This window comes from Natronococcus sp., assembly GCF_047921035.1.
In the GTDB taxonomy this organism is placed as follows: Archaea; Halobacteriota; Halobacteria; order Halobacteriales; family Natrialbaceae; genus Natronococcus.
Window position 1 is genome coordinate 47,690 of the sequence record NZ_JBLRWX010000007.1, and the last position, 16,835, is coordinate 64,524.

Genomic DNA, 16,835 nt, shown 5'->3' on the forward strand with positions numbered 1-16,835 from the left:
AACGACCGCGACGGCGACTCGAGGTGGTCGACCACCTCGTCGTCGGGGATCGTCCCGAGGGCGTGGGCCTCGAGCATCGACGCCGTCACGTCGGCGCCGTCGTTCGCGACGCGCTCGATCGAGGAGGCGCTGCCCGGATCGATACCGAACTGCAGCCGTTCGACGTCGACCGCGGGCAGGTCGACGTCCTCGCGGCGGGTGAAGTGGTCGTCGTAGCGCTCGAGAGTGAGGTGTTCGCGTTCGCTGTTGCTCCCGAAGCGGAACGGACCGCTGCCGATCGGCGGCACGTTGTCCATCGTCACGAGCCCCCACCGGCCCTGGGTTGCGGTGAACGTCTCGGCGGTCTCGGCGCGAGCCTCGACCTGCTCGCGCCACCGGTGTTCGGGGAGGATCGGGACGGTGAGCGCACGCCTCGCGACCTCGAGACCCGTCGCGAACTCGAGACGGAGTTCGCGGTCGCTCTCGACGGTGACGCCCTCGAGCGTCGAGACGTGGCTCCGGTAGCGCGGGGCCGGCGACGGGAACTCGGAGCGGCCCAGTGCGGTGTCCTCGAGGAATCGATAGGTGAAGGCGACGTCGTCGGCCTCGAGGGGCTCGCCGTCGTGGAAGTGGTAGTCCTCGCGGAGCGTTACCGTCGCCTCGGCGACGTGGTCGTCGTCCTCGTCGGCAGTTCGCAACTCCACGTCCTCGGCCAGCCAGGGGACGAGGTCGCCGTCGTGTTCGGTCGCGAGCGAGTCGTAGACGAGATCGATCGTCGACCCGCGTTCGCGCAGCGTCGCCGACAGCGGGTTCAGGTTCCGCGAGATCCGGGAGTCGGTCACCAGCACGCGAAGCCGGTCGACGTCCTCGGCGGGTTCGAGTTCGAGGTAGCCGTGGCGGCTCTCGGGGTGGTCGGCGCTCCAGCCCTCGAAGCGGTCGGTTCGGGCCACGCGGTGTTCCTCGGGGAAGCAGATCGGGTCGAAGGGTTTCTCCTCGGCCAGCGCCTCGAGCAGGGTCGCGACCCGTTCCCGGCGTGGCACGCCGTCGACCCGTCGCTGGGCCTCGAGGTGGTCGTCGAAGGGGATGTTGGCGAACCCGAACGGGTTCTGCCAGCCCGCTTCGTTCGCGTACGCCGAGTGGAGCATCTCGTAGAGGAAATCGGGGTCGAAGTCGGCGGGGTGACGCCCGACGTAGAGGTCGAACTCGTGGTCGATCAACACCGTCTCGAGGAACTCCGAGCGCGAGCGCATATCGAGGGAGGCGTCGATCCCGACCGCCTCGAGGTGGTCCTCGAGGCGGCGGGCGATCCGGACGGCTTCCCTGTCGCCGTCCGCGGGGACCGTCGTGATCGAGAGGGCAAGGCGATCTCTCTCCCCTCCGACGGCACTCTCGACGCGATCGATACAGCCGCTGACGGGGAGGGCGAGTCCGGCGGCGCCCGCGGCCAGCACCGAGCGTCGATCGACGCCGTTCGGTCGAGCAGTTGACTCACGATCCATTCGGTTTCGCTAACTCGGTTCGGTATAGCTATATAACAACTTTGCGCTCTATGCCCGTCCTAAATGGCCACACAGAGGTCATATGCTGCTGATAATCGCCGTTTCATGAGTTAGATGGGTACCGTAACATCAATGTGGTGATGCGCGGAATAGGCGGCTATGACCGTCGCCGCCGAGCGGATCGACCGACTCCACGAACTGGCTCGAGCGGCGGCCGCGGACGACGACGGGGAGCGGGCCCGGTACTACGTGCGACTCGCGCGCCGGGTCGCGGAGCGAAACCGCCTCGCGCTCCCCCGCGAGTTCCGTCGGTTCACCTGCGACGCCTGCGACGCCTACCTCCATCCCGGGAAAAACGCCCGCGTTCGGACTCGAGACGGCCATGTCGTTATCACGTGTGACTGTGGCGCCCAGGCGCGATACCCCTACCGGGAGTAGGATCCGTCCGATATTGCTAAGATTCAAACGGTTCGCGTTGCTATGCGGGGATATGGATATCGAAGAGCGCAAGCGGAGGGCCCACGACCTCGACGTCACCGTCTGGGTCGGCAAGAGCGGTCTCGAGGCCGTCGTCGACGAACTCGACGATCAGCTCTCGAACGAGGAGCTTGTGAAGGTGAAATTCCTGCGAGCCGCCCGAGCCGGGAGTTCGACGGACGAAAAGGCAGCCGACCTCGCAGACCGAGTTAACGCCGAACTCGTCGACGTTCGCGGCCACACGGCGGTCCTGTACCGATGACCGCCGCAACGACGCTCGCCCAGCTCGACGCGCTCGAGACGGCGACGCTCGTGGATCTCGCGATCACGGGGCTTCGATTCCTCGTCGCGTTCGTCGTCGTGGTGATGATCGGTCGGCTCGTCGTCGTGCCGCTGGTCAACCGCGCGTTCGATCGGCGCGAACTGGACGAACACGTCAGGAACCCGCTGTTGATGCTGACGCGGTTCGGCGTCCTCTTCGTCGCCGTCGCGGCTGCGTTCGGCTTCGCCGGCTTCGAGAACTTCCTCGTGTCGCTGGCCGGCATCGCCGCGGCCGGGGCGCTCGCGGTCGGACTGGCGATGCAAAACGTCATTTCGAACTTCGTCGCGGGCATCTTCATCTACGCCGACAAGCCGTTCCGGATCGGCGACTGGATCGAGTGGGACGGCGGCGACTACGCCGGCGTCGTCGAGGACATCAGCTTCCGCGTGACGCGGGTCCGAACGTTCGACAACGAGCTGCTGACGGTCCCGAACTCCGAGCTCACCGGCGGGGTCGTCAAGAACCCCGTCGACGGCGACAAGCTCCGGCTGAAGTTCGTCTTCGGCATCGGCTACGGCGACGACATCCAGCAGGCGACCGACATCATCGTCGAGGAGGCGAAACGTCACCCCGAGATCATGGACGAGCCCGAACCGTCCGTCCGACTGACCGAACTCAACGACTCCGACGTCGGGCTCCAGTCGCGGATCTGGATCGCCAACCCCTCGAGAGCCGACTTCGTCCGCACCAAAGGCGAGTTCATCACTGCCGTCAAGGAGCGCTTCGACGAGGAGGGGATCGACATCCCGTACCCGGTCCGGACGCTCGAGGGCGGGCTCGAGTTCGAGGATCGACAGCACGTGGTCGAGGCCGCCGAGTAGCGCGGTACTGACTCTTTTCCCTTACCGATCCTCCTCTCCGCTCGAGATCGACTGACGTAGCGGGTGGCGGAGACGATGGTTCGAAACTGCCGCGAGCGAGTGATGCGATCCGTCGAGGAGCCTGGAGAGTATACTCTCCCGGTGTCTTTCCGTGACGACACGTCGTGCGGTAGCAACGCTGCCGCTGGCGCGATACGAGTGCAGCGTAAAAGGCGGGTGGTTATGAATGTGGAGGACCGCGGTTGCCCGGCGTTCCGGCCGGGGGAATCCCGGTTGCCTTCTCCACCCCGCGACCCGTCGAGCGACAGGTGTCCGGCGGTCCACTGCTCGCTTCCGCGCCTGATGGGCTGTCGCCGGCTAACCACGATGGGGCGTCCCTGCGGACGGCCACCGTGGACCGCTGTCCCCGACGGACGAGGCTTCTCTGTTGGCTCCCGGGGCCCCGGCCGGTCTGACCGGACGCCCGCGGCGTTCGGTCCCCGCTAATGACCATAGCGCGGGTGACGAGCAGGGCCAAACTGCCCGACCTATCCAACCATACGTAGGGGGTTGGAACTTAAGGGCCTTTCGTCTCGAGACCACCCGAGAACCGCTCGAGGGCGCGGTGATCGGAAGCCGTGACTACGGCCCCGCCGGAGACAGTCAGTCGGCCTCGGTGTCCCGGAGCCGACTCGGCGCGTTTCGCTCCCGGAGGATCGCGGCGACCGCCCAGCTGAGAACCGCGACCTCGAGCGCCAGCACGACCGGGTGGAGCGTGTGCGTAACGTCGGTCGCGGGGAGGACGATCGTCACCGTCTCGAACGCCTCCCGCTCGTCCGGGGGTGGCCCGAGGTAGAGCACGTAGTACGGCGTCGCGGCGAGCCCCTGAGTCGTCGTCACGTTCAGGAAGTCGGTCCCAATGTGGACTAGCCAGCCCAGCGACAGTGCCGCGCCCCGACGGCCGAACAACCGTATGAGCACGAGCCCGGCGGGAACGGCGACCGCGATCGAGTGCGCGACGGTGTGAGTGAACGGCGTCAGACCGAGCCAGTACAGCGGCCGATCCACGAGATCGGGCAGCACCGAACCGACGACGAGGTAGGCGACCGGAAACCGACTGTAGACGCCCAGCAGGTACCCGACGGCCAGGTGGGTCGGGAAGGTGAGGTGGAGCATCGCGGAGACGGCTACAGGACGACAAGCGCTCGCGGAACTTCAACCGTCGGTGCGCGAACGAGTCGCGAGAAATCGAATCGGTCAGGTCGTGTCGAGCGGGCCGCGTGGGTCGTGTCGATCAGGCCGCGTCGGTCGCGTCGAACTCGTCGAGCCCACCCCTCTCGAGCCCGGACTCGAGGTCGGCGACCGCGTCGGGCGAGATCTCCTCGAGCGCGCGCTCGAAGTGGTCGGCGGTGAGTTCGATTGCCTCGACGTTGGACTCCTCGCCGGCGGCCTCGCGTTCGACGTGTTCGCGGACGGCGATCGTCGCGGCCTCGCGGCAGACGGCCTCGACGTCGGCGCCGGTGTAGCCCTCGGTCTCTTCGGCCAGCGTGTCGAGATCGACGTCCGCGGCCAGCGGCCGGTTCTGGGTGTGGATCCGGAAGATCTCGCGGCGGGCGTCCCTGTCGGGCTCGGCGACCTCGACGTGGCGGTCCAGCCGACCGGGTCGCAGCAGGGCGTCGTCGATCAGCTCGGGTCGGTTCGAGGCCGCGACGACGACGACGTCCTCGAGCTCCTCGAGCCCGTCGAGTTCGGTCAGCAGCTGGGAGACGACCCGTTCGCCGACGTTCGAGTCGCCGCCCCCGCTGCCCCGTTTGGACGCGATGGCGTCGATCTCGTCGAAGAAGATGATCGTCGGGGCGTTCGCGCGGGCCTTCTCGAAGACCTCGCGGACTCCCTTCTCCGACTCGCCGACGTACTTGTCGAACAGCTCCGGCCCCTTGACCGAGATGAAGTTCGACTGCGACTCGCTGGCGACGGCCTTGGCGAGCAGCGTCTTCCCGGTGCCCGGCGGGCCGTGAAGCAGAACGCCCTTCGCGGGGCTGAGCGCAACCTGCTCGTAGGCGTCGGCGTGTTCCATCGGCCACTGGATCGCCTCGCGGAGCCGTCCTTTCGCCTCCTCGAGGCCGCCGACGTCCTCCCAGGTGACGTCGGGAACCTCGACGAACACCTCCCGCATCGCGGAGGGTTCGACGCCCCGGAGCGCGCTCCGGAAGTCCGCCGCGGTGACCTCGATCTTCTCGAGGACCTCGGCGTCGATCTCGTCGGCCTCGAGGTCGAGTTCGGGGCGGAGTCGCCGCATGGCGGTCATCGCCGCCTCCTTCGCTAAGTTCTCTAAGTCAGCGCCGACGAAGCCGTGGGTGTTCTCGGCGAAGCGCTCGAGGTCGACGTCCTCGGCCAGGGGCATCCCGCGGGTGTGGATCTGGAGGATCTCCTCGCGGCCGCCCGCGTCGGGGGCGCCGATCTCGATCTCGCGGTCGAATCGGCCGCCCCGGCGAAGCGCGGGGTCGATCGCGTCGACGCGGTTCGTCGTGCCGATGACGGTGATCTCGCCGCGGTCTTCGAGGCCGTCCATCAGCGAGAGGAGCTGAGCGACGACTCGGCGCTCGACGTCGCCCTGGACGTCCTCGCGCTTGGGCGCGATCGAGTCCAGTTCGTCGATGAAGACGATTGCGGGCTCGTTCTCGGCGGCCTCCTCGAACACCTCGCGGAGCTGTTCTTCGCTCTCGCCGTAGTACTTCGACATGATCTCCGGCCCGGAGAGCGTCACGAAGTGGGCGTCGACCTCGTTGGCGACCGCCCGCGCGATGAGGGTCTTCCCGGTGCCCGGCGGACCGTGCAGCAGGACGCCCTTGGGCGGCTCGATGCCCAGCGTCCGGAACAGCTCGGGGTGGCGCATCGGCAACTCGATCATCTCGCGGACCCGGTCGAGTTCGTCGTCGAGGCCGCCGACGTCCTCGTAGGTGACCGTCGGCGTCTCGCTCTCCTCGCCGTCGCCGCCCTCGATCGGGCCTCGGGCCTCGATCTCGAGCTGGTCCGGGGTGCGGTCGACGAGTTCGACGTCGGTCCGGTTGCCGACGACGACGGTCCCGGCGGGCTCGGTGTCGACGACCGTGATCGGGAGCTGACGGCCCGAACGGCTCGTCAGGAGACCGAAGCCGAGCGACACCGAGAGCGTGTCGCCCGGGCTGACGGCCCGGTCTGCGAGCTTGCCCCGCAGGTAGGAGCCGATGTCGCCCTGGATGCGAACGTTCTCGGGGAGGGCGACCCGAACCCGCTCGGCGGGTTCGACGTCGGCCGCCTCGACGGAGACGGCGTCGTCGATCCGGGCGCCCGCGGCCTGTCGAAGCTGGCCGTCGATACGGACGATCCCTCTCCCCGTGTCCTGGGAGCGGCCGGGCCAGACCCGCGCGATGACGCGGCCCTCGCCGCCCTCGATGGCGACGAACTCGCCGCTGGAGACGCCGAGTTCGTCCATCGCTTCTCTGTCGATCGATGCTAGACCGCTGCCCGCGTCTTTCCGTTTGAGTGGTTTTACTCGAAGTTGCATGTGTCAGTGATAGCTGTCGCTGCCGGCCGACGCGAACGCGATCCGCGACAGGCCGAAGTGGTCGGTTCGCCGGCGGAGCCGGGTGTCGGTACGGGTTCGTTCGGGATGCCGAATCGGCCGCGAACGGTCCGGGGCTACTCGGCGTTACTCTCCCTCGAGGGGGATCTCCCTGCCGCGAGTCTCGGGACCCGCGGTCGGGAGCGTCACCTCGAGGACGCCGTTCGTGTACGTGACCGTGATCTCGTCGTCGTCGACGCTCTTGGGGAAGCGGAACCGACGGTGGTAGGTCTTCTTCCGGCCGCGATCGTCGTCGACGTGTTCGGCGGCGACGTTGAGGACGCCGTCGTCCCACGCCAGATCGATCTCGTCGGTTTCGAACCCCGGCATGTCGATCGTGAGGACGAACTCGCCCTCCTCCTCGTACAGTTTGTAGTCGCTGTCTCCCTGCTGTCCGAACAGCCGAGACGGCATCTCGAGGTTCTGCGTCCAGGTGCTTGTCGTCGGTCGAAGCACCATGGTTGGTCACCTCGTGTGCATTAGTTGATTGTTCGTGGTTCGTAATAAGTCTTTCGGCCAGTGTTCGAACGGCTAGTGAAAAGGACCAACTGGGAGCGTCCCCAAGAACCGGTTATGGGACTTGGAAGCACCGCAAAGAAGATCCAGGGTCTGTCCGAGCGCGCGGAAGCGATGTACAAGCAGGTACAGGAACTTCAGCAGCGAATCACGAACCTCGAGGAGGAGGTCGACGACACCCACGACACCGTCAACCGGATGGATCATCAGTTGACCGAGCAGCGCGAACTGCTGCTCGCCATCGCCGAGAAACACGACATCGACGGCGAGGAGATTCTGGCCGACGCCGCGATCGACCAGGCCGAACTCGAGGGCGAGAACGACACGGCGGAGGAAGCCGACGCGAAGCGCCGACGCGAGGAGACGACCGCGGAGTAGCGCCGAACGACTCTTCTGCCGGACGAAATTTCCCATACAGCGCCGCGACCGGCGCCCGCGCGATAGCAAAACCTAACAACAGGGGCAACATTTGCCAGCACGATGACGACCCACGAGCGACCGGTTGATTCGGTGCTCGAGACGATCGGTCGGACGCCACTCGTTCGTCTCCAGGAGTCGCCGGGCGACGTGCAGCTCTACGCCAAACTCGAATCGTTCAACCCCGGCGCGAGCGTCAAGGACCGCATCGGCCGCTACATGCTCGAGCGGATGCTCGAGCGCGGCGACGTTCCCGCCGACGGAACAGTGATCGAACCCACCGCCGGCAACACGGGAATCGGCCTGGCGATCGCGGCCCGACAGCTCGGCCTCGAGGCGATGTTCGTCGTCCCCGAGCGCTTCAGCGTCGAGAAACAGCAGCTGATGGCCGCCCTGGGCGCCGAGGTGATCAACACGCCGTCCGACGACGGGATGGGCGGTGCGATCGATCGCGCCCACGAACTCGCCGCCGAACTCGACGACGCCGTCGTCCCCCAGCAGTTCTCGAACCCGCTGAACACGGAAGCCCACTACGAGACGACCGCCCCCGAGATCTACGAGGCTCTCGACGACGAGGTGGGGGCCGTCGTCGCGGGCTGTGGCACGGCCGGCACGCTGATGGGACTGGCCCGCTACGCTCTCGAGCACGACGACTCGACCCACGTCGCCGCCGTCGAGCCCGAGGGGTCGGTGTACGGCGAACTGCTCGAGGCCGAGCGCGAGGAAGCCGAGTACAAGATCGAGGGGATCGGCACCCACGACCCCTCGACGAACGAGCTGTTCGATCCGGAGCTGGTCGATGCGGTTCACGCCGTCTCCGACCGGGCGGCCCACGAGGAACTCGCCAGGCTCGCCCGCGAGGAGGGTCACCTGGTCGCCTCGAGCGCGGGCGCGGCCAGCGTCGCGGCGAAGCGGGTCGCCCGGTCGATCGCCGCCGGCGATCTCGAGACGCCCCACGACACCGTCGTCACGGTGTTCCCCGACTCGAGCGAGCGCTACCTCTCGAAGGGGATCTACCGCTCGTTCGAGGAGTGGACGTCCTGATCGGACCTCCGTTCGGCGACCGCGCAACGAGTCACTGGTAGAGTTTCTTCGCGTCGACGACGTCCAGGGTCTCGTCCTGTTCGGCCTCCCACACCCGAACGACGAGATGCGCCTTGCAGTGGTACTCCACCATCTCCATCCCCGTCCGCTCGTTTCTGAGCACGAGCTGGCAGGTCCCCTCGTTCGAACAGTCCCCTGACCGGTCACACATTGTGTTCCCGTATTCCTCTGGTCGGTAAGTCTTTGTCGGTGATTGGGGTTTCTGCGGGCCGCGATACCGTCGTCAGCGAGCCGACGAAATCCGGCACGATCAGGCGAGAAGCCGCCGGTGCTGTACCTTCATACACCGATCCTGGACCACGGCTCGGCCGCTCTCCTCGAGGCGGTCGGCCGCCTCGTCGTCGCGGATCCCCAGCTGCGTCCAGACCGTCTCGACGTCCTCGCGCTCGAGGACCTCGTCGACGATGCCGGCGACCTCCTCGCTGGGCCGGAAGACGCAGACGACGTCGATCTCCCGGTCGACGTCCGACAGCGCGTTGGCCGCCGGCCGATCGAAGATTTCCTCGGCGTTCGGGTTGACCGGGAGCACGTCGTACCCCTGCTCGAGAAGGTATCCGGGAACGTCGTGGGCGGCCTTGCCGGGCGTGCTCGAGCAGCCGACGACGGCGATCGTCTCGCTCTCGAGGGCCTCGCGGATCCGGTCGGATTCGGATACTGGCATACCCGACCTAGCGTCGCCAGCCCTAAACGTCGTGTGGCGCGGTCAGGTTCCGAGTCCGGTCGTCCGTATTTCCGGCTCGCCGTCGTCTCCCTCCCGGACCCTGACGAGGCCGTCGAACAGCTGTTTGAGCGTGTTCATCGTCTGCTCGTCGTGGGCGGTCGAATCGATAACGGAGATCCCCAGCGCGTTCGCGCTCTGAATGCGACCGGTGAAGACGTGGAGGAACCGGAACACGGTCTGGAGATCCGCGTACATCAGCAGCGTCGAGATCGAGGAGATGAGCACGCGATTTCGCTCGAGCCCGCGCTCGTCGTAGAACTCTTGGAGGAACTCGGAGAGTGCAATCCCGATCCCGGTCATATCTACCGGCGAGGAGGCGTACTTGATGCGAGGGTCGTCCTCGACGGCCCCGACGCCGCGCTGTTCGGTCACGCAGTCGACGACCCCGACGTCGGCCCCGTCGGGAAAGTTCGGGAGGATCGCCTCGGCGCTGTCCTTCGTGGTCACCGCGATCGACCCCTCGCCGCGGGCCGCGCCGTTCTCGAGCAGTCCGAGCGCGAGCCCGCGCTTTCCGGTCAGCGGCGGCCCCGACACGAGCACGTTCGTTCCGGGGCCGACTTCGACGTCCGGACCGACGGCAGCGAGATCGTACATACCTGGCATTCCCCATCGAAGCGCTACGTCCCGACGACACTCCGGGATCGAAGCATCTGCTAAGACGGTGTACCAACGCGCGCATAGGTCTTTTGATTGATGTGTTCGGTTCGACCGACTCATACGGATTGCTGTAACGATTTACCGGCGCAACCGCCGCACGGGTCGCGGTTGCGCCGGTAATGACTTACAGTAAACCGTGTCAGACGACGACACCGCCCTCGAGCGCCCGACCGACGATGAAGGCGACGGCCGCGAGGAACATCCCGTACTTGAGATCCGACTGGCCGGCCGTCGGATCGTCGAAGCTCTCGTAGGCCGCGTACAGCATGATCGCGTTCGCCGGCAGCACGACCGCCAGGTAGGCGACCCCGAACTCGCCGAGGACGTACGGCAGCGGGCTCGCGAGCACGGCTACGACCAGCAGCGCCGTCGCGACCGCCAGCGCGGGTCGCTCGCCGATCGCGATCGGCAGCGTGTTCAGCCCCTCCTCGCGGTCGCCCTCGAGGTCCTCGACGTCCTTGATGATCTCGCGGGTCAGCGTGGCCACACCCGCGAGAACGAACAGCACAGCCGCCGGACCGACTTCGCCGACGGCCGCGGCGCCGAACAGGAACGTGCTCCCGACGAGGTAGGCGACCAGGGCGTTTCCCAGCCCCGGAAGCCCCTTGAACAGCTCCGTGTACGCGACCAGCGCGAGGAGGTTGATCGCGGCGATGGCGATCGCCAGCCACGGCAGTACCAGCGCCAGCCCGATCGCGCCGGCAAACAGCACGACGCTGAACGCGAGCGCTCCACGAGGACTAACCGCACCCCGCGGGATCGCCCGCTCGGGCTGGTTGATCCGGTCGATCTCCCGATCGAAGTAGTCGTTGATCGCGTTTCCCGCACCGACCGCGAGTCCCGTCGCTGCAACGGCGGCCCCCACCTCGAGCGGGTGAGTCGTCACTCCGCCGGCGACGAACGCGCCGATGAACGTCAGCACGCTGGCGGCGATCACGTTCACCGGCCGCGTCAGCTCGAGCAACCCACGAACCGTCTCCCCCGCAGTCATGCCCGCATCTGCTCAGGCGGCGGGGTTAAACGGTCCGATCTCTACATGCGGAGCAGGCCGAGTGCCTTGGGGTCGTTCGAGAGAGCTTCACTCTCTCGTGATGACGAGACTCCTTCGGTGTCTCGAACCACTTGACCCCGAGGATGAAGGCCGTACGCTCCGCTAAACGTGTTCCGTGCGTTCAATATACTGTTCAATCGTGTCGGTTGAAACGTCGTCTGCCGTTCCCACGTAGTACGATTCCTTCCAAAATCCGCCACCCCCCGGTACTCCTCTAAAAACGGCCGGTGCTGTTCCCACATCTCCCGCGCCGTAATACTCTTGACCGTCTGCACAATCTCGCTCGGTGCGTGCTTCGGATGGGCAGAGAGGAACAGGTGTACGTGGCCGGTGAGATATGCAACGACAGTATCTCGTAGCCGTACTCGTTACACACGTCGCGGAAACTCGATTCCAGCGAGTCTTCGATTGGTCCGAGAATCGCGTGGCGGGACTTCGGACACCACACGAAGTGGTAGTTGACGTTGTACACCGTGTGGTTCGACCGCTTCTCACCCATACCTACCAACACAACTACTAATCAAAAGTGTTCTTTTGGTCGACCCACAGATAACTACTAGTAAACTTTTAAGTGTGGGGGAACAAGGGGTAGTTGTGACGAAGCAACTCAAAGTATCCGACGCCGTGTACGACGACCTTGACGAACTCAAGGACGAGGAGGGGCACACGAGTTTCGACAGCGTACTCCGTACGCTTCTCCTCCACTACCGTCACGTCCAACCCAACAATCACGAATGACTGACACACAGGCTCTCGTCAAGACGTTGGACTTTCAACTCAACATCCAGAGTGACAACGAGAGCCTGCTGTACGACGCCATACTCGAAGCCCGCTCGGTGTACAACGAAACCATCCGCTTCGCCAAGCAAGGCGTGGACTGGGACACCATTCCCAACCGTGTGGCGGACGACGCCGACCTCGTGAAGAACACGACCCAGCGCGTCGTCGCCAAGGCTCTCGGCGCGATGGAGAACTACTACGAGTACGACGACTTCGGCCAGCCGAGTCACACCAAGGACGGCGCGTACCCGCTTCGGGCAAACTACGAGGAGGGCTACAACCTGTCGCTCACCGACGACGGCGACGTGGCGTTCCGCATCAGCGCGAAACCGTACAAATACGTCAAGGGTGTTCTCGAAGGAGACGACGCCCACCTCGACGTTCTCAAGACCGCGCTTACGAGCGACGAGTGGAAGATTGGGACGGCAGAAGCCCTATTCCACAACGACACCCCCGAGTTGCACGTCAACGTTACCAATACTGAACAGACTGTTCGAGATAAGCAGGACTCTCAGACGGTCGTCGGCATGGACGTGAACGAGGATAACGTGGCCCTCACCGCACTCTCCGATGACGGGGTTGAGGACTCGTTGGTTATCGACTTTCCCGAAATCAAGTTCGAGCGCCACCGCTACCTCACGATGCGAAAGCGCGTACAGAACGCGGGAAAGGACAGCATCCACGACACACTCGAAGGACGTGAGGAACGGTTTGTCCGCGACAGACTCCACAAAGTGTCTCGGCACATCGTGGAGTGGAGCCGTCAGTTCGAGAAGCCGTGCATCGTCTTTGAAGACCTCAACGAGATGCGCGACAGTATCGACTACGGCACGCGGATGAACCGACGCTTGCACCACCTCCCGTTTCGTTCCCTCCAGTACTATACGTCGTACAAGGCGTCGTTCGAGGGTATACCGACCGCGTGGATTAACCCCGAGTACACGAGTCAGCGGTGTCCGATGTGCGGGCATACGGAGCGTGCGAATCGCAACAAGAAGCGGTTCAAGTGTCGGGACTGTGGGCATCAAGACCACAGTGACCGTGGTGCAAGCGTCAATATCGCCGTGAAAGGCATCAAGAAACTCGATTGGAATGTGCCTGCTCTCAACAGCCTTCCCGTTGTTCGGAAGGTGCGACGGCAGGCATCGGGGGCTGTGGACGCCCCGACCGTGACCCACCCGACCGTTCGAGGCTATCAGGCCGATGGTCGGACGGGAGTGTTCGACTAAACCACGGGAAGCCTCGGGGCTTGACCCCGAGGCGGTTCACCGCCACTCCTCGAGATCACAGAGGTCGGCGTCGGCGACCGAGAGCCAGGCTCCGGCCCGCTCGCTCTCGTCGGTGCCGAGCGGGACCGCCATCCAGACGTCCGCCTCGTCGTCGCCGCACAGCTCGAGGGGACGGCCCTCGGACGATTCCTCGTCGGCACTGGATTCGGACCGCTCGCGTACCGTCATACGTGGGGTTTGGTCTCGGGACGTAAAGAGGGCTCGAGGCGATTGCCACGCAGTGAGAACGACCCCGGGTGTGGCGGCCCGTCTCGAGGTTGGGTGAAATCGAGTGACTTATACGGAGCCGACGGAAACCAAGAGGTGAGGGCGCTTAGCTCAGTCTGGACAGAGTACTTGGCTTCGGACCAAGCTGTCGCGGGTTCAAATCCTGCAGCGCCCATCCTTCTCCGTGACGCCTAGGAGTTACACGACAGCGTCGACTTCCTTATAAAGAAGCCGCACGCTGCACACGAGAGTTCATCACGTCGCGTGATGGGGGTCGCCTCCGTCATGGGATTCGCTGGAGCAAACCACTTGGCGCAGCAACATAACGCTGGTGCAACGGTCAGCCGATACAGAAATTTTTCTACAGAAATCCCTTCGAGATTCGCTGTGGAAATCTCTAAGCTTGACATTTTCGTACTCGAGAATAGCCATAAACATCGATGTGGTTCATTTTTATTTATATTCCTCTTCATCAGTGAAGACATCGAAGTACGATCAGATATTGTTCGCTATGGAACAGAACTTATCCTCGTTGAAATTCTGGACAATTAGGCACAGTATTACTTGGCGACTGTCACTGGAAAAAGTCCAAACCGTTCTCTCTCTGCGGCAGGGCTAGTGCGAATTCAGATGTTCTTCCCAGTACTCTTCGACCTCTTCGTCCAGGTCCGCCGAGGGGAGGTCTCGCCAGAACCAGTTCCGACCGACATCCCAGAGCCCGTCGGCGTAGTCCGGATCTCGATCGGTTAGGTCCCCGCTGGCGGCCTCCTCGTGAAGCCGCTCGTACATGTTCAGCGAGTGGCGGATGATGCGACCGTTGGAGGCGTTGTTCAGCTGGGGTGCCTGGCCGCGCTGTTCGACCAGGACGCTGCCGCGGCCGGCCACTCCGTATGCGTTGCGGCAGATGTTCGCCGACGTGCCGCCGGGGAAGATGGAGGCGTTGCCGTTCGCGCGGCCCTGGACGCCGTCCCAAAACGCGCCGGCGACCTGCTTCGAGAGGTCGACTGCCTCGTCGGGCGCGTGCGAGTTGAATGGCCAAGCCAGCGACACGTTGACCATGTCGCAGTTCTGGTCGTGGTAGGTGAACTGCGTATGCCAGTCGACGATGAGGTCAGCGTCGACCTCCTCGACCTTGTCGATCATTGCCTGGGTCTCCGGCGAAGGGTTCTCGTCCGGGATGCCGATCTCGGGGTCGAAGGCGTCCGGGTCGACTTCGGCGAGAGTCTCCGCGTCGAACTGGAAGTAGTGTTGACGGTTCGGGTCGACCGGGCCACACTGGTTCCGTCCGAAGTAGGGGCCGTCGTGACAGATGTCGTCCGGTCGGCCATTGCTTCGCGTGGGGGTCTCGTTGTCGTCGGCGGGCGCCCAGCCGTCCGGGTTGTGTCGAACGAGGAAGTGGATCGTCAGTTCGTCCAGAATGTCGGAGCGACCCTGGCCGTTCCCGAGATCTCGCAGCACTCGGAGCGCGGCCTCAGTGGCCGGCTGCTCGTCGCCGTGCTGCTGGTTGGTGTGGAAGATGTGGAAGTCGCCACTTCCCACCTTCGCGTACGGGATCGGTCGACCCTGCCAGGTCTCGCCGAGTTCCTCGTACTCGACGTTCGTCCGGTTCTCGAGGTGGTGGAGCCGGTCGTAGAGCGTCTCGTTCGAGGTGAACGCCTCGTAGTTCTCCTCGGCGGTCTCTGGAGGGAAGGGACCGTTCGGCGTGACCACGTCACAGTCTGCCGCCGCCGTTCCGGTGATAGTCGTGCCGAGGACGCCTGCCGCAGCGATTCCACTAGCGGTCCTGAGTACATGCCGTCGCTTCATGATACACTCAATAAATCATCAATCAGTATCAAATAGTTTACGGGGTTTCTCAGAAATATCTATTATGATTTCTGTTACATACTAATGTCCAATCGGTGACGAACTGCTCGAGGAAAACAATCCGACCATGAACGACCACCTCGAGACGTACGACTGTCCGTCTCACAACGTGCTCGAGGACCTTCGGTGCTCGAGAGGAGTTCACCGAGCAAATCAACACCGGGCATCACGCCGAGTACCGGCGCGACGGCTGGCTCGACACCGAGGCAAGTCCGCAAGCGCGACGCAATCGCGACGAGGAGAGCAGCGACGACAGCGACTCGTAGGTTAGATCCGAAGCCGCGGCCACGATCGGCCGATGCCACACGACTCGGTTCGAGGGCTCTGTGATCGTAGTGGCACTCGGCAACCGGAGCTACCGATTCGAGGAGATCGACCCGGAGGTGAGCCGGATCGCCTGGGAACTCGCCGCCGCGATCGCCGCCGAGTTCGGGATCACGTCGAGCGAAGCCGTCGCGGTACCCACGTTCGATATGAGCCGAGCGCTCTTACCAGACTGAGCTAAGGACACCTGGTTCGGGAAAACTCCTACAGCGTCGCAACGGTTACTGTCCGACGTCGATTCGGTCATCCCCGAATTGCACGCTGGTACGACCGACGTATTCGGCACTGCGAACTCGACACGTCCGGGATCAGTAGCTGCCTGCGGATGTCAGTCGAAAAACCGATTGACAGGTCCCCGAAACCGGAGCCCTACCGAACCTCCCCGTACGTCCCGACCAGTTCCCCATCGACGTACCGGCGCTGTTGGAACCCGAGGGCGTTACAGAGCAGCGTGTGACCCATGAACGAGACGGCGTAGTCGGCCATGCCGAAGGGGTGGAGCTCGGTCTGCTGGGCCGGCGGGAGCACGCTTCCGAGGACAGTGATCTCGGCGTCGTCGGCGACGAGCCGGCCGGCGCCGACGCCCTCCCCGCCGATCGTTCCGGCGACCTCGCCGCTTGCCTCTCGGAAGGCGTCCTCGTCGACGACGGTCGCGGGCTGGTCGACGCCCGTCGTGTAGCCGAGCTGCGATCCCTTCCACATCTCCTGTTGCCGGGGACGGATCCCCGCGAGGAGGTCGTGGTCGAAGTCGCGATCCTCGAGGTTGGCGAACTGAACCTCGATGTTGTGGACGTCGTCGGCGTCGACGTCGGCGGCATCACCGACGTCGAGGGCCCCGAGCAGGTTGACACCGCCGTCGGTCAGAACGAGGTCGCCCCCGGCCTCAACGAACTCCTCGATGGCCGAAATGTACTGGGGATCGTCGATCCCGTCGTCATGGGAGACGACCAGTTTGTCGTAGTGCCGTCTGCCGGACTGGCCACGGAGCAGTCGCCCAACCCGGACGTGGTGGACGCTGATCGCGTCTACGTCGCCGTCCTCAACGAACGGTTCCAGGTCGTCGAAGAACTGCATCGGGTTGACCTCGTACTCGGTCTGTTCGTACCCCAGGGTCTCTCTGGGGTCGGGGATCCCCTCGGACTCGAGGAGCGCCATCTGAACGTCGACGTCAGCGTCGGAATCGACCTCGACGCTGCAGTCGCCCGCTTCGGGACGATGGACG

17 protein-coding genes, 1 tRNA gene, 1 other RNA gene and 2 pseudogenes are annotated in these 16,835 nt (G+C 64.6%); 8 read left to right on the top strand and 13 right to left on the bottom strand.

Annotated elements, in window-relative coordinates; genetic code table 11:
• A partial coding sequence (locus ACNA7R_RS02960) for an ABC transporter substrate-binding protein (protein WP_416282046.1) occupies window positions 1–1,478 on the bottom strand: 1,478 nt, incomplete at its 3' end.
• Between the two features lie 159 nt (window positions 1,479–1,637).
• On the opposite strand from ACNA7R_RS02960, the gene ACNA7R_RS02965 reads away from it, so the two are divergent.
• Genes ACNA7R_RS02965 through ACNA7R_RS02975 form a run of 3 tightly spaced genes read left to right on the top strand, consistent with a single transcriptional unit; the run spans window position 1,638 to window position 3,098 of the window.
• Complete coding sequence (locus ACNA7R_RS02965) at window positions 1,638–1,916, top strand: ribonuclease P protein component 4 (RefSeq protein WP_416282048.1); 279 nt, start codon at window positions 1,638–1,640, stop codon at window positions 1,914–1,916.
• Window positions 1,917–1,968: 52 nt separating this feature from the next.
• Complete coding sequence (locus ACNA7R_RS02970; protein ID WP_416282049.1) at window positions 1,969–2,217, top strand: YhbY family RNA-binding protein; 249 nt, start codon at window positions 1,969–1,971, stop codon at window positions 2,215–2,217.
• Complete coding sequence (locus ACNA7R_RS02975) at window positions 2,214–3,098, top strand: mechanosensitive ion channel family protein (RefSeq protein WP_416282050.1); 885 nt, start codon at window positions 2,214–2,216, stop codon at window positions 3,096–3,098. The genes ACNA7R_RS02970 and ACNA7R_RS02975 overlap by 4 nt, the downstream gene beginning before the upstream one ends.
• A gap of 225 nt (window positions 3,099–3,323) precedes the next feature.
• On the opposite strand, the gene ffs is transcribed toward ACNA7R_RS02975, so the two are convergent.
• From ffs to ACNA7R_RS02995, 4 genes are all read right to left on the bottom strand, one after another.
• Window positions 3,324–3,636: signal recognition particle sRNA (gene ffs, locus ACNA7R_RS02980), an RNA gene on the bottom strand.
• A gap of 104 nt (window positions 3,637–3,740) precedes the next feature.
• On the bottom strand, window positions 3,741–4,253 hold the full coding sequence (locus tag ACNA7R_RS02985; RefSeq protein WP_416282051.1) for a hydrolase: 513 nt from the start codon (window positions 4,251–4,253) through the stop codon (window positions 3,741–3,743).
• A gap of 118 nt (window positions 4,254–4,371) precedes the next feature.
• The gene (locus tag ACNA7R_RS02990) at window positions 4,372–6,624 is read right to left on the bottom strand and encodes a CDC48 family AAA ATPase (RefSeq protein WP_416282052.1); all 2,253 of its coding nucleotides are present in this window, start codon (window positions 6,622–6,624) and stop codon (window positions 4,372–4,374) included.
• 144 nt (window positions 6,625–6,768) lie between these two features.
• Window positions 6,769–7,140 (bottom strand): Hsp20/alpha crystallin family protein, encoded by a 372-nt coding sequence (locus ACNA7R_RS02995; RefSeq protein ID WP_416282053.1) that lies wholly within the window; start codon window positions 7,138–7,140, stop codon window positions 6,769–6,771.
• 114 nt (window positions 7,141–7,254) lie between these two features.
• Here ACNA7R_RS02995 and ACNA7R_RS03000 point away from each other — a divergent pair, with 114 nt between their 5' ends.
• A complete protein-coding gene (locus ACNA7R_RS03000) occupies window positions 7,255–7,575 on the top strand; it encodes a DUF5798 family protein (protein ID WP_416282054.1) in 321 nt (106 codons plus the stop codon).
• 102 nt (window positions 7,576–7,677) lie between these two features.
• Window positions 7,678–8,658, top strand: coding sequence for a PLP-dependent cysteine synthase family protein (locus tag ACNA7R_RS03005; RefSeq protein ID WP_416282055.1), 981 nt, complete (start codon window positions 7,678–7,680; stop codon window positions 8,656–8,658).
• Between the two features lie 31 nt (window positions 8,659–8,689).
• Here ACNA7R_RS03005 and ACNA7R_RS03010 read toward each other — a convergent pair whose 3' ends face one another.
• The 5 genes and pseudogenes from ACNA7R_RS03010 to tnpA all read right to left on the bottom strand — a co-directional run bounded on the left by ACNA7R_RS03010 (window position 8,690) and on the right by tnpA (window position 11,646).
• Window positions 8,690–8,869: a hypothetical protein gene (locus ACNA7R_RS03010; RefSeq protein WP_008426423.1), complete on the bottom strand. Its 180-nt coding sequence runs from the start codon at window positions 8,867–8,869 to the stop codon at window positions 8,690–8,692.
• 99 nt (window positions 8,870–8,968) lie between these two features.
• Window positions 8,969–9,379 carry a CoA-binding protein gene (locus ACNA7R_RS03015; RefSeq protein WP_416282056.1) on the bottom strand — a complete coding sequence of 137 codons (411 nt, stop codon included), beginning with the start codon at window positions 9,377–9,379 and terminating at the stop codon, window positions 8,969–8,971.
• A 42-nt stretch (window positions 9,380–9,421) separates the two neighbouring features.
• Complete coding sequence (locus ACNA7R_RS03020; protein ID WP_416282057.1) at window positions 9,422–10,033, bottom strand: RAD55 family ATPase; 612 nt, start codon at window positions 10,031–10,033, stop codon at window positions 9,422–9,424.
• A 202-nt stretch (window positions 10,034–10,235) separates the two neighbouring features.
• Window positions 10,236–11,087: a geranylgeranylglycerol-phosphate geranylgeranyltransferase gene (locus ACNA7R_RS03025; protein WP_416282058.1), complete on the bottom strand. Its 852-nt coding sequence runs from the start codon at window positions 11,085–11,087 to the stop codon at window positions 10,236–10,238.
• Window positions 11,088–11,249: 162 nt separating this feature from the next.
• A pseudogene (gene tnpA, locus ACNA7R_RS03030) lies at window positions 11,250–11,646 on the bottom strand (IS200/IS605 family transposase).
• Between the two features lie 235 nt (window positions 11,647–11,881).
• On the opposite strand from tnpA, the gene ACNA7R_RS03035 reads away from it, so the two are divergent.
• A complete protein-coding gene (locus tag ACNA7R_RS03035; RefSeq protein ID WP_416282059.1) occupies window positions 11,882–13,156 on the top strand; it encodes an RNA-guided endonuclease TnpB family protein in 1,275 nt (424 codons plus the stop codon).
• A gap of 36 nt (window positions 13,157–13,192) precedes the next feature.
• Here ACNA7R_RS03035 and ACNA7R_RS03040 read toward each other — a convergent pair whose 3' ends face one another.
• Window positions 13,193–13,384 (bottom strand): hypothetical protein, encoded by a 192-nt coding sequence (locus ACNA7R_RS03040; protein WP_416282060.1) that lies wholly within the window; start codon window positions 13,382–13,384, stop codon window positions 13,193–13,195.
• Between the two features lie 139 nt (window positions 13,385–13,523).
• On the opposite strand from ACNA7R_RS03040, the gene ACNA7R_RS03045 reads away from it, so the two are divergent.
• Window positions 13,524–13,598 (top strand) — tRNA-Arg (locus ACNA7R_RS03045).
• A gap of 440 nt (window positions 13,599–14,038) precedes the next feature.
• On the opposite strand, the gene ACNA7R_RS03050 is transcribed toward ACNA7R_RS03045, so the two are convergent.
• Window positions 14,039–15,133 carry a M14 family zinc carboxypeptidase gene (locus tag ACNA7R_RS03050; RefSeq protein ID WP_416282061.1) on the bottom strand — a complete coding sequence of 365 codons (1,095 nt, stop codon included), beginning with the start codon at window positions 15,131–15,133 and terminating at the stop codon, window positions 14,039–14,041.
• Between the two features lie 491 nt (window positions 15,134–15,624).
• Between ACNA7R_RS03050 and ACNA7R_RS03055 the strand changes: the two genes are divergently transcribed.
• Window positions 15,625–15,789 carry a hypothetical protein gene (locus ACNA7R_RS03055; RefSeq protein ID WP_416282062.1) on the top strand — a complete coding sequence of 55 codons (165 nt, stop codon included), beginning with the start codon at window positions 15,625–15,627 and terminating at the stop codon, window positions 15,787–15,789.
• 193 nt (window positions 15,790–15,982) lie between these two features.
• Here the strand turns inward: ACNA7R_RS03055 and ACNA7R_RS03060 are convergent.
• A pseudogene (locus tag ACNA7R_RS03060) lies at window positions 15,983–16,835 on the bottom strand (peptidase M14); the annotation flags it as partial.

Coding starts and splice junctions, on each gene's coding strand:
- ACNA7R_RS02985 (WP_416282051.1), bottom strand. CDS start 4,253: ATGCTCCACCTCACCTTCCCGACCCACCTGGCCGTCGGGTACCTGCTG.
- ACNA7R_RS02965 (WP_416282048.1), top strand. CDS start 1,638: ATGACCGTCGCCGCCGAGCGGATCGACCGACTCCACGAACTGGCTCGA.
- ACNA7R_RS03025 (WP_416282058.1), bottom strand. CDS start 11,087: ATGACTGCGGGGGAGACGGTTCGTGGGTTGCTCGAGCTGACGCGGCCG.
- ACNA7R_RS03020 (WP_416282057.1), bottom strand. CDS start 10,033: ATGTACGATCTCGCTGCCGTCGGTCCGGACGTCGAAGTCGGCCCCGGA.
- ACNA7R_RS02995 (WP_416282053.1), bottom strand. CDS start 7,140: ATGGTGCTTCGACCGACGACAAGCACCTGGACGCAGAACCTCGAGATG.
- ACNA7R_RS02975 (WP_416282050.1), top strand. CDS start 2,214: ATGACCGCCGCAACGACGCTCGCCCAGCTCGACGCGCTCGAGACGGCG.
- ACNA7R_RS03000 (WP_416282054.1), top strand. CDS start 7,255: ATGGGACTTGGAAGCACCGCAAAGAAGATCCAGGGTCTGTCCGAGCGC.
- ACNA7R_RS02990 (WP_416282052.1), bottom strand. CDS start 6,624: ATGCAACTTCGAGTAAAACCACTCAAACGGAAAGACGCGGGCAGCGGT.
- ACNA7R_RS03040 (WP_416282060.1), bottom strand. CDS start 13,384: ATGACGGTACGCGAGCGGTCCGAATCCAGTGCCGACGAGGAATCGTCC.
- ACNA7R_RS03005 (WP_416282055.1), top strand. CDS start 7,678: ATGACGACCCACGAGCGACCGGTTGATTCGGTGCTCGAGACGATCGGT.
- ACNA7R_RS03010 (WP_008426423.1), bottom strand. CDS start 8,869: ATGTGTGACCGGTCAGGGGACTGTTCGAACGAGGGGACCTGCCAGCTC.
- ACNA7R_RS03035 (WP_416282059.1), top strand. CDS start 11,882: ATGACTGACACACAGGCTCTCGTCAAGACGTTGGACTTTCAACTCAAC.
- ACNA7R_RS03015 (WP_416282056.1), bottom strand. CDS start 9,379: ATGCCAGTATCCGAATCCGACCGGATCCGCGAGGCCCTCGAGAGCGAG.
- ACNA7R_RS02970 (WP_416282049.1), top strand. CDS start 1,969: ATGGATATCGAAGAGCGCAAGCGGAGGGCCCACGACCTCGACGTCACC.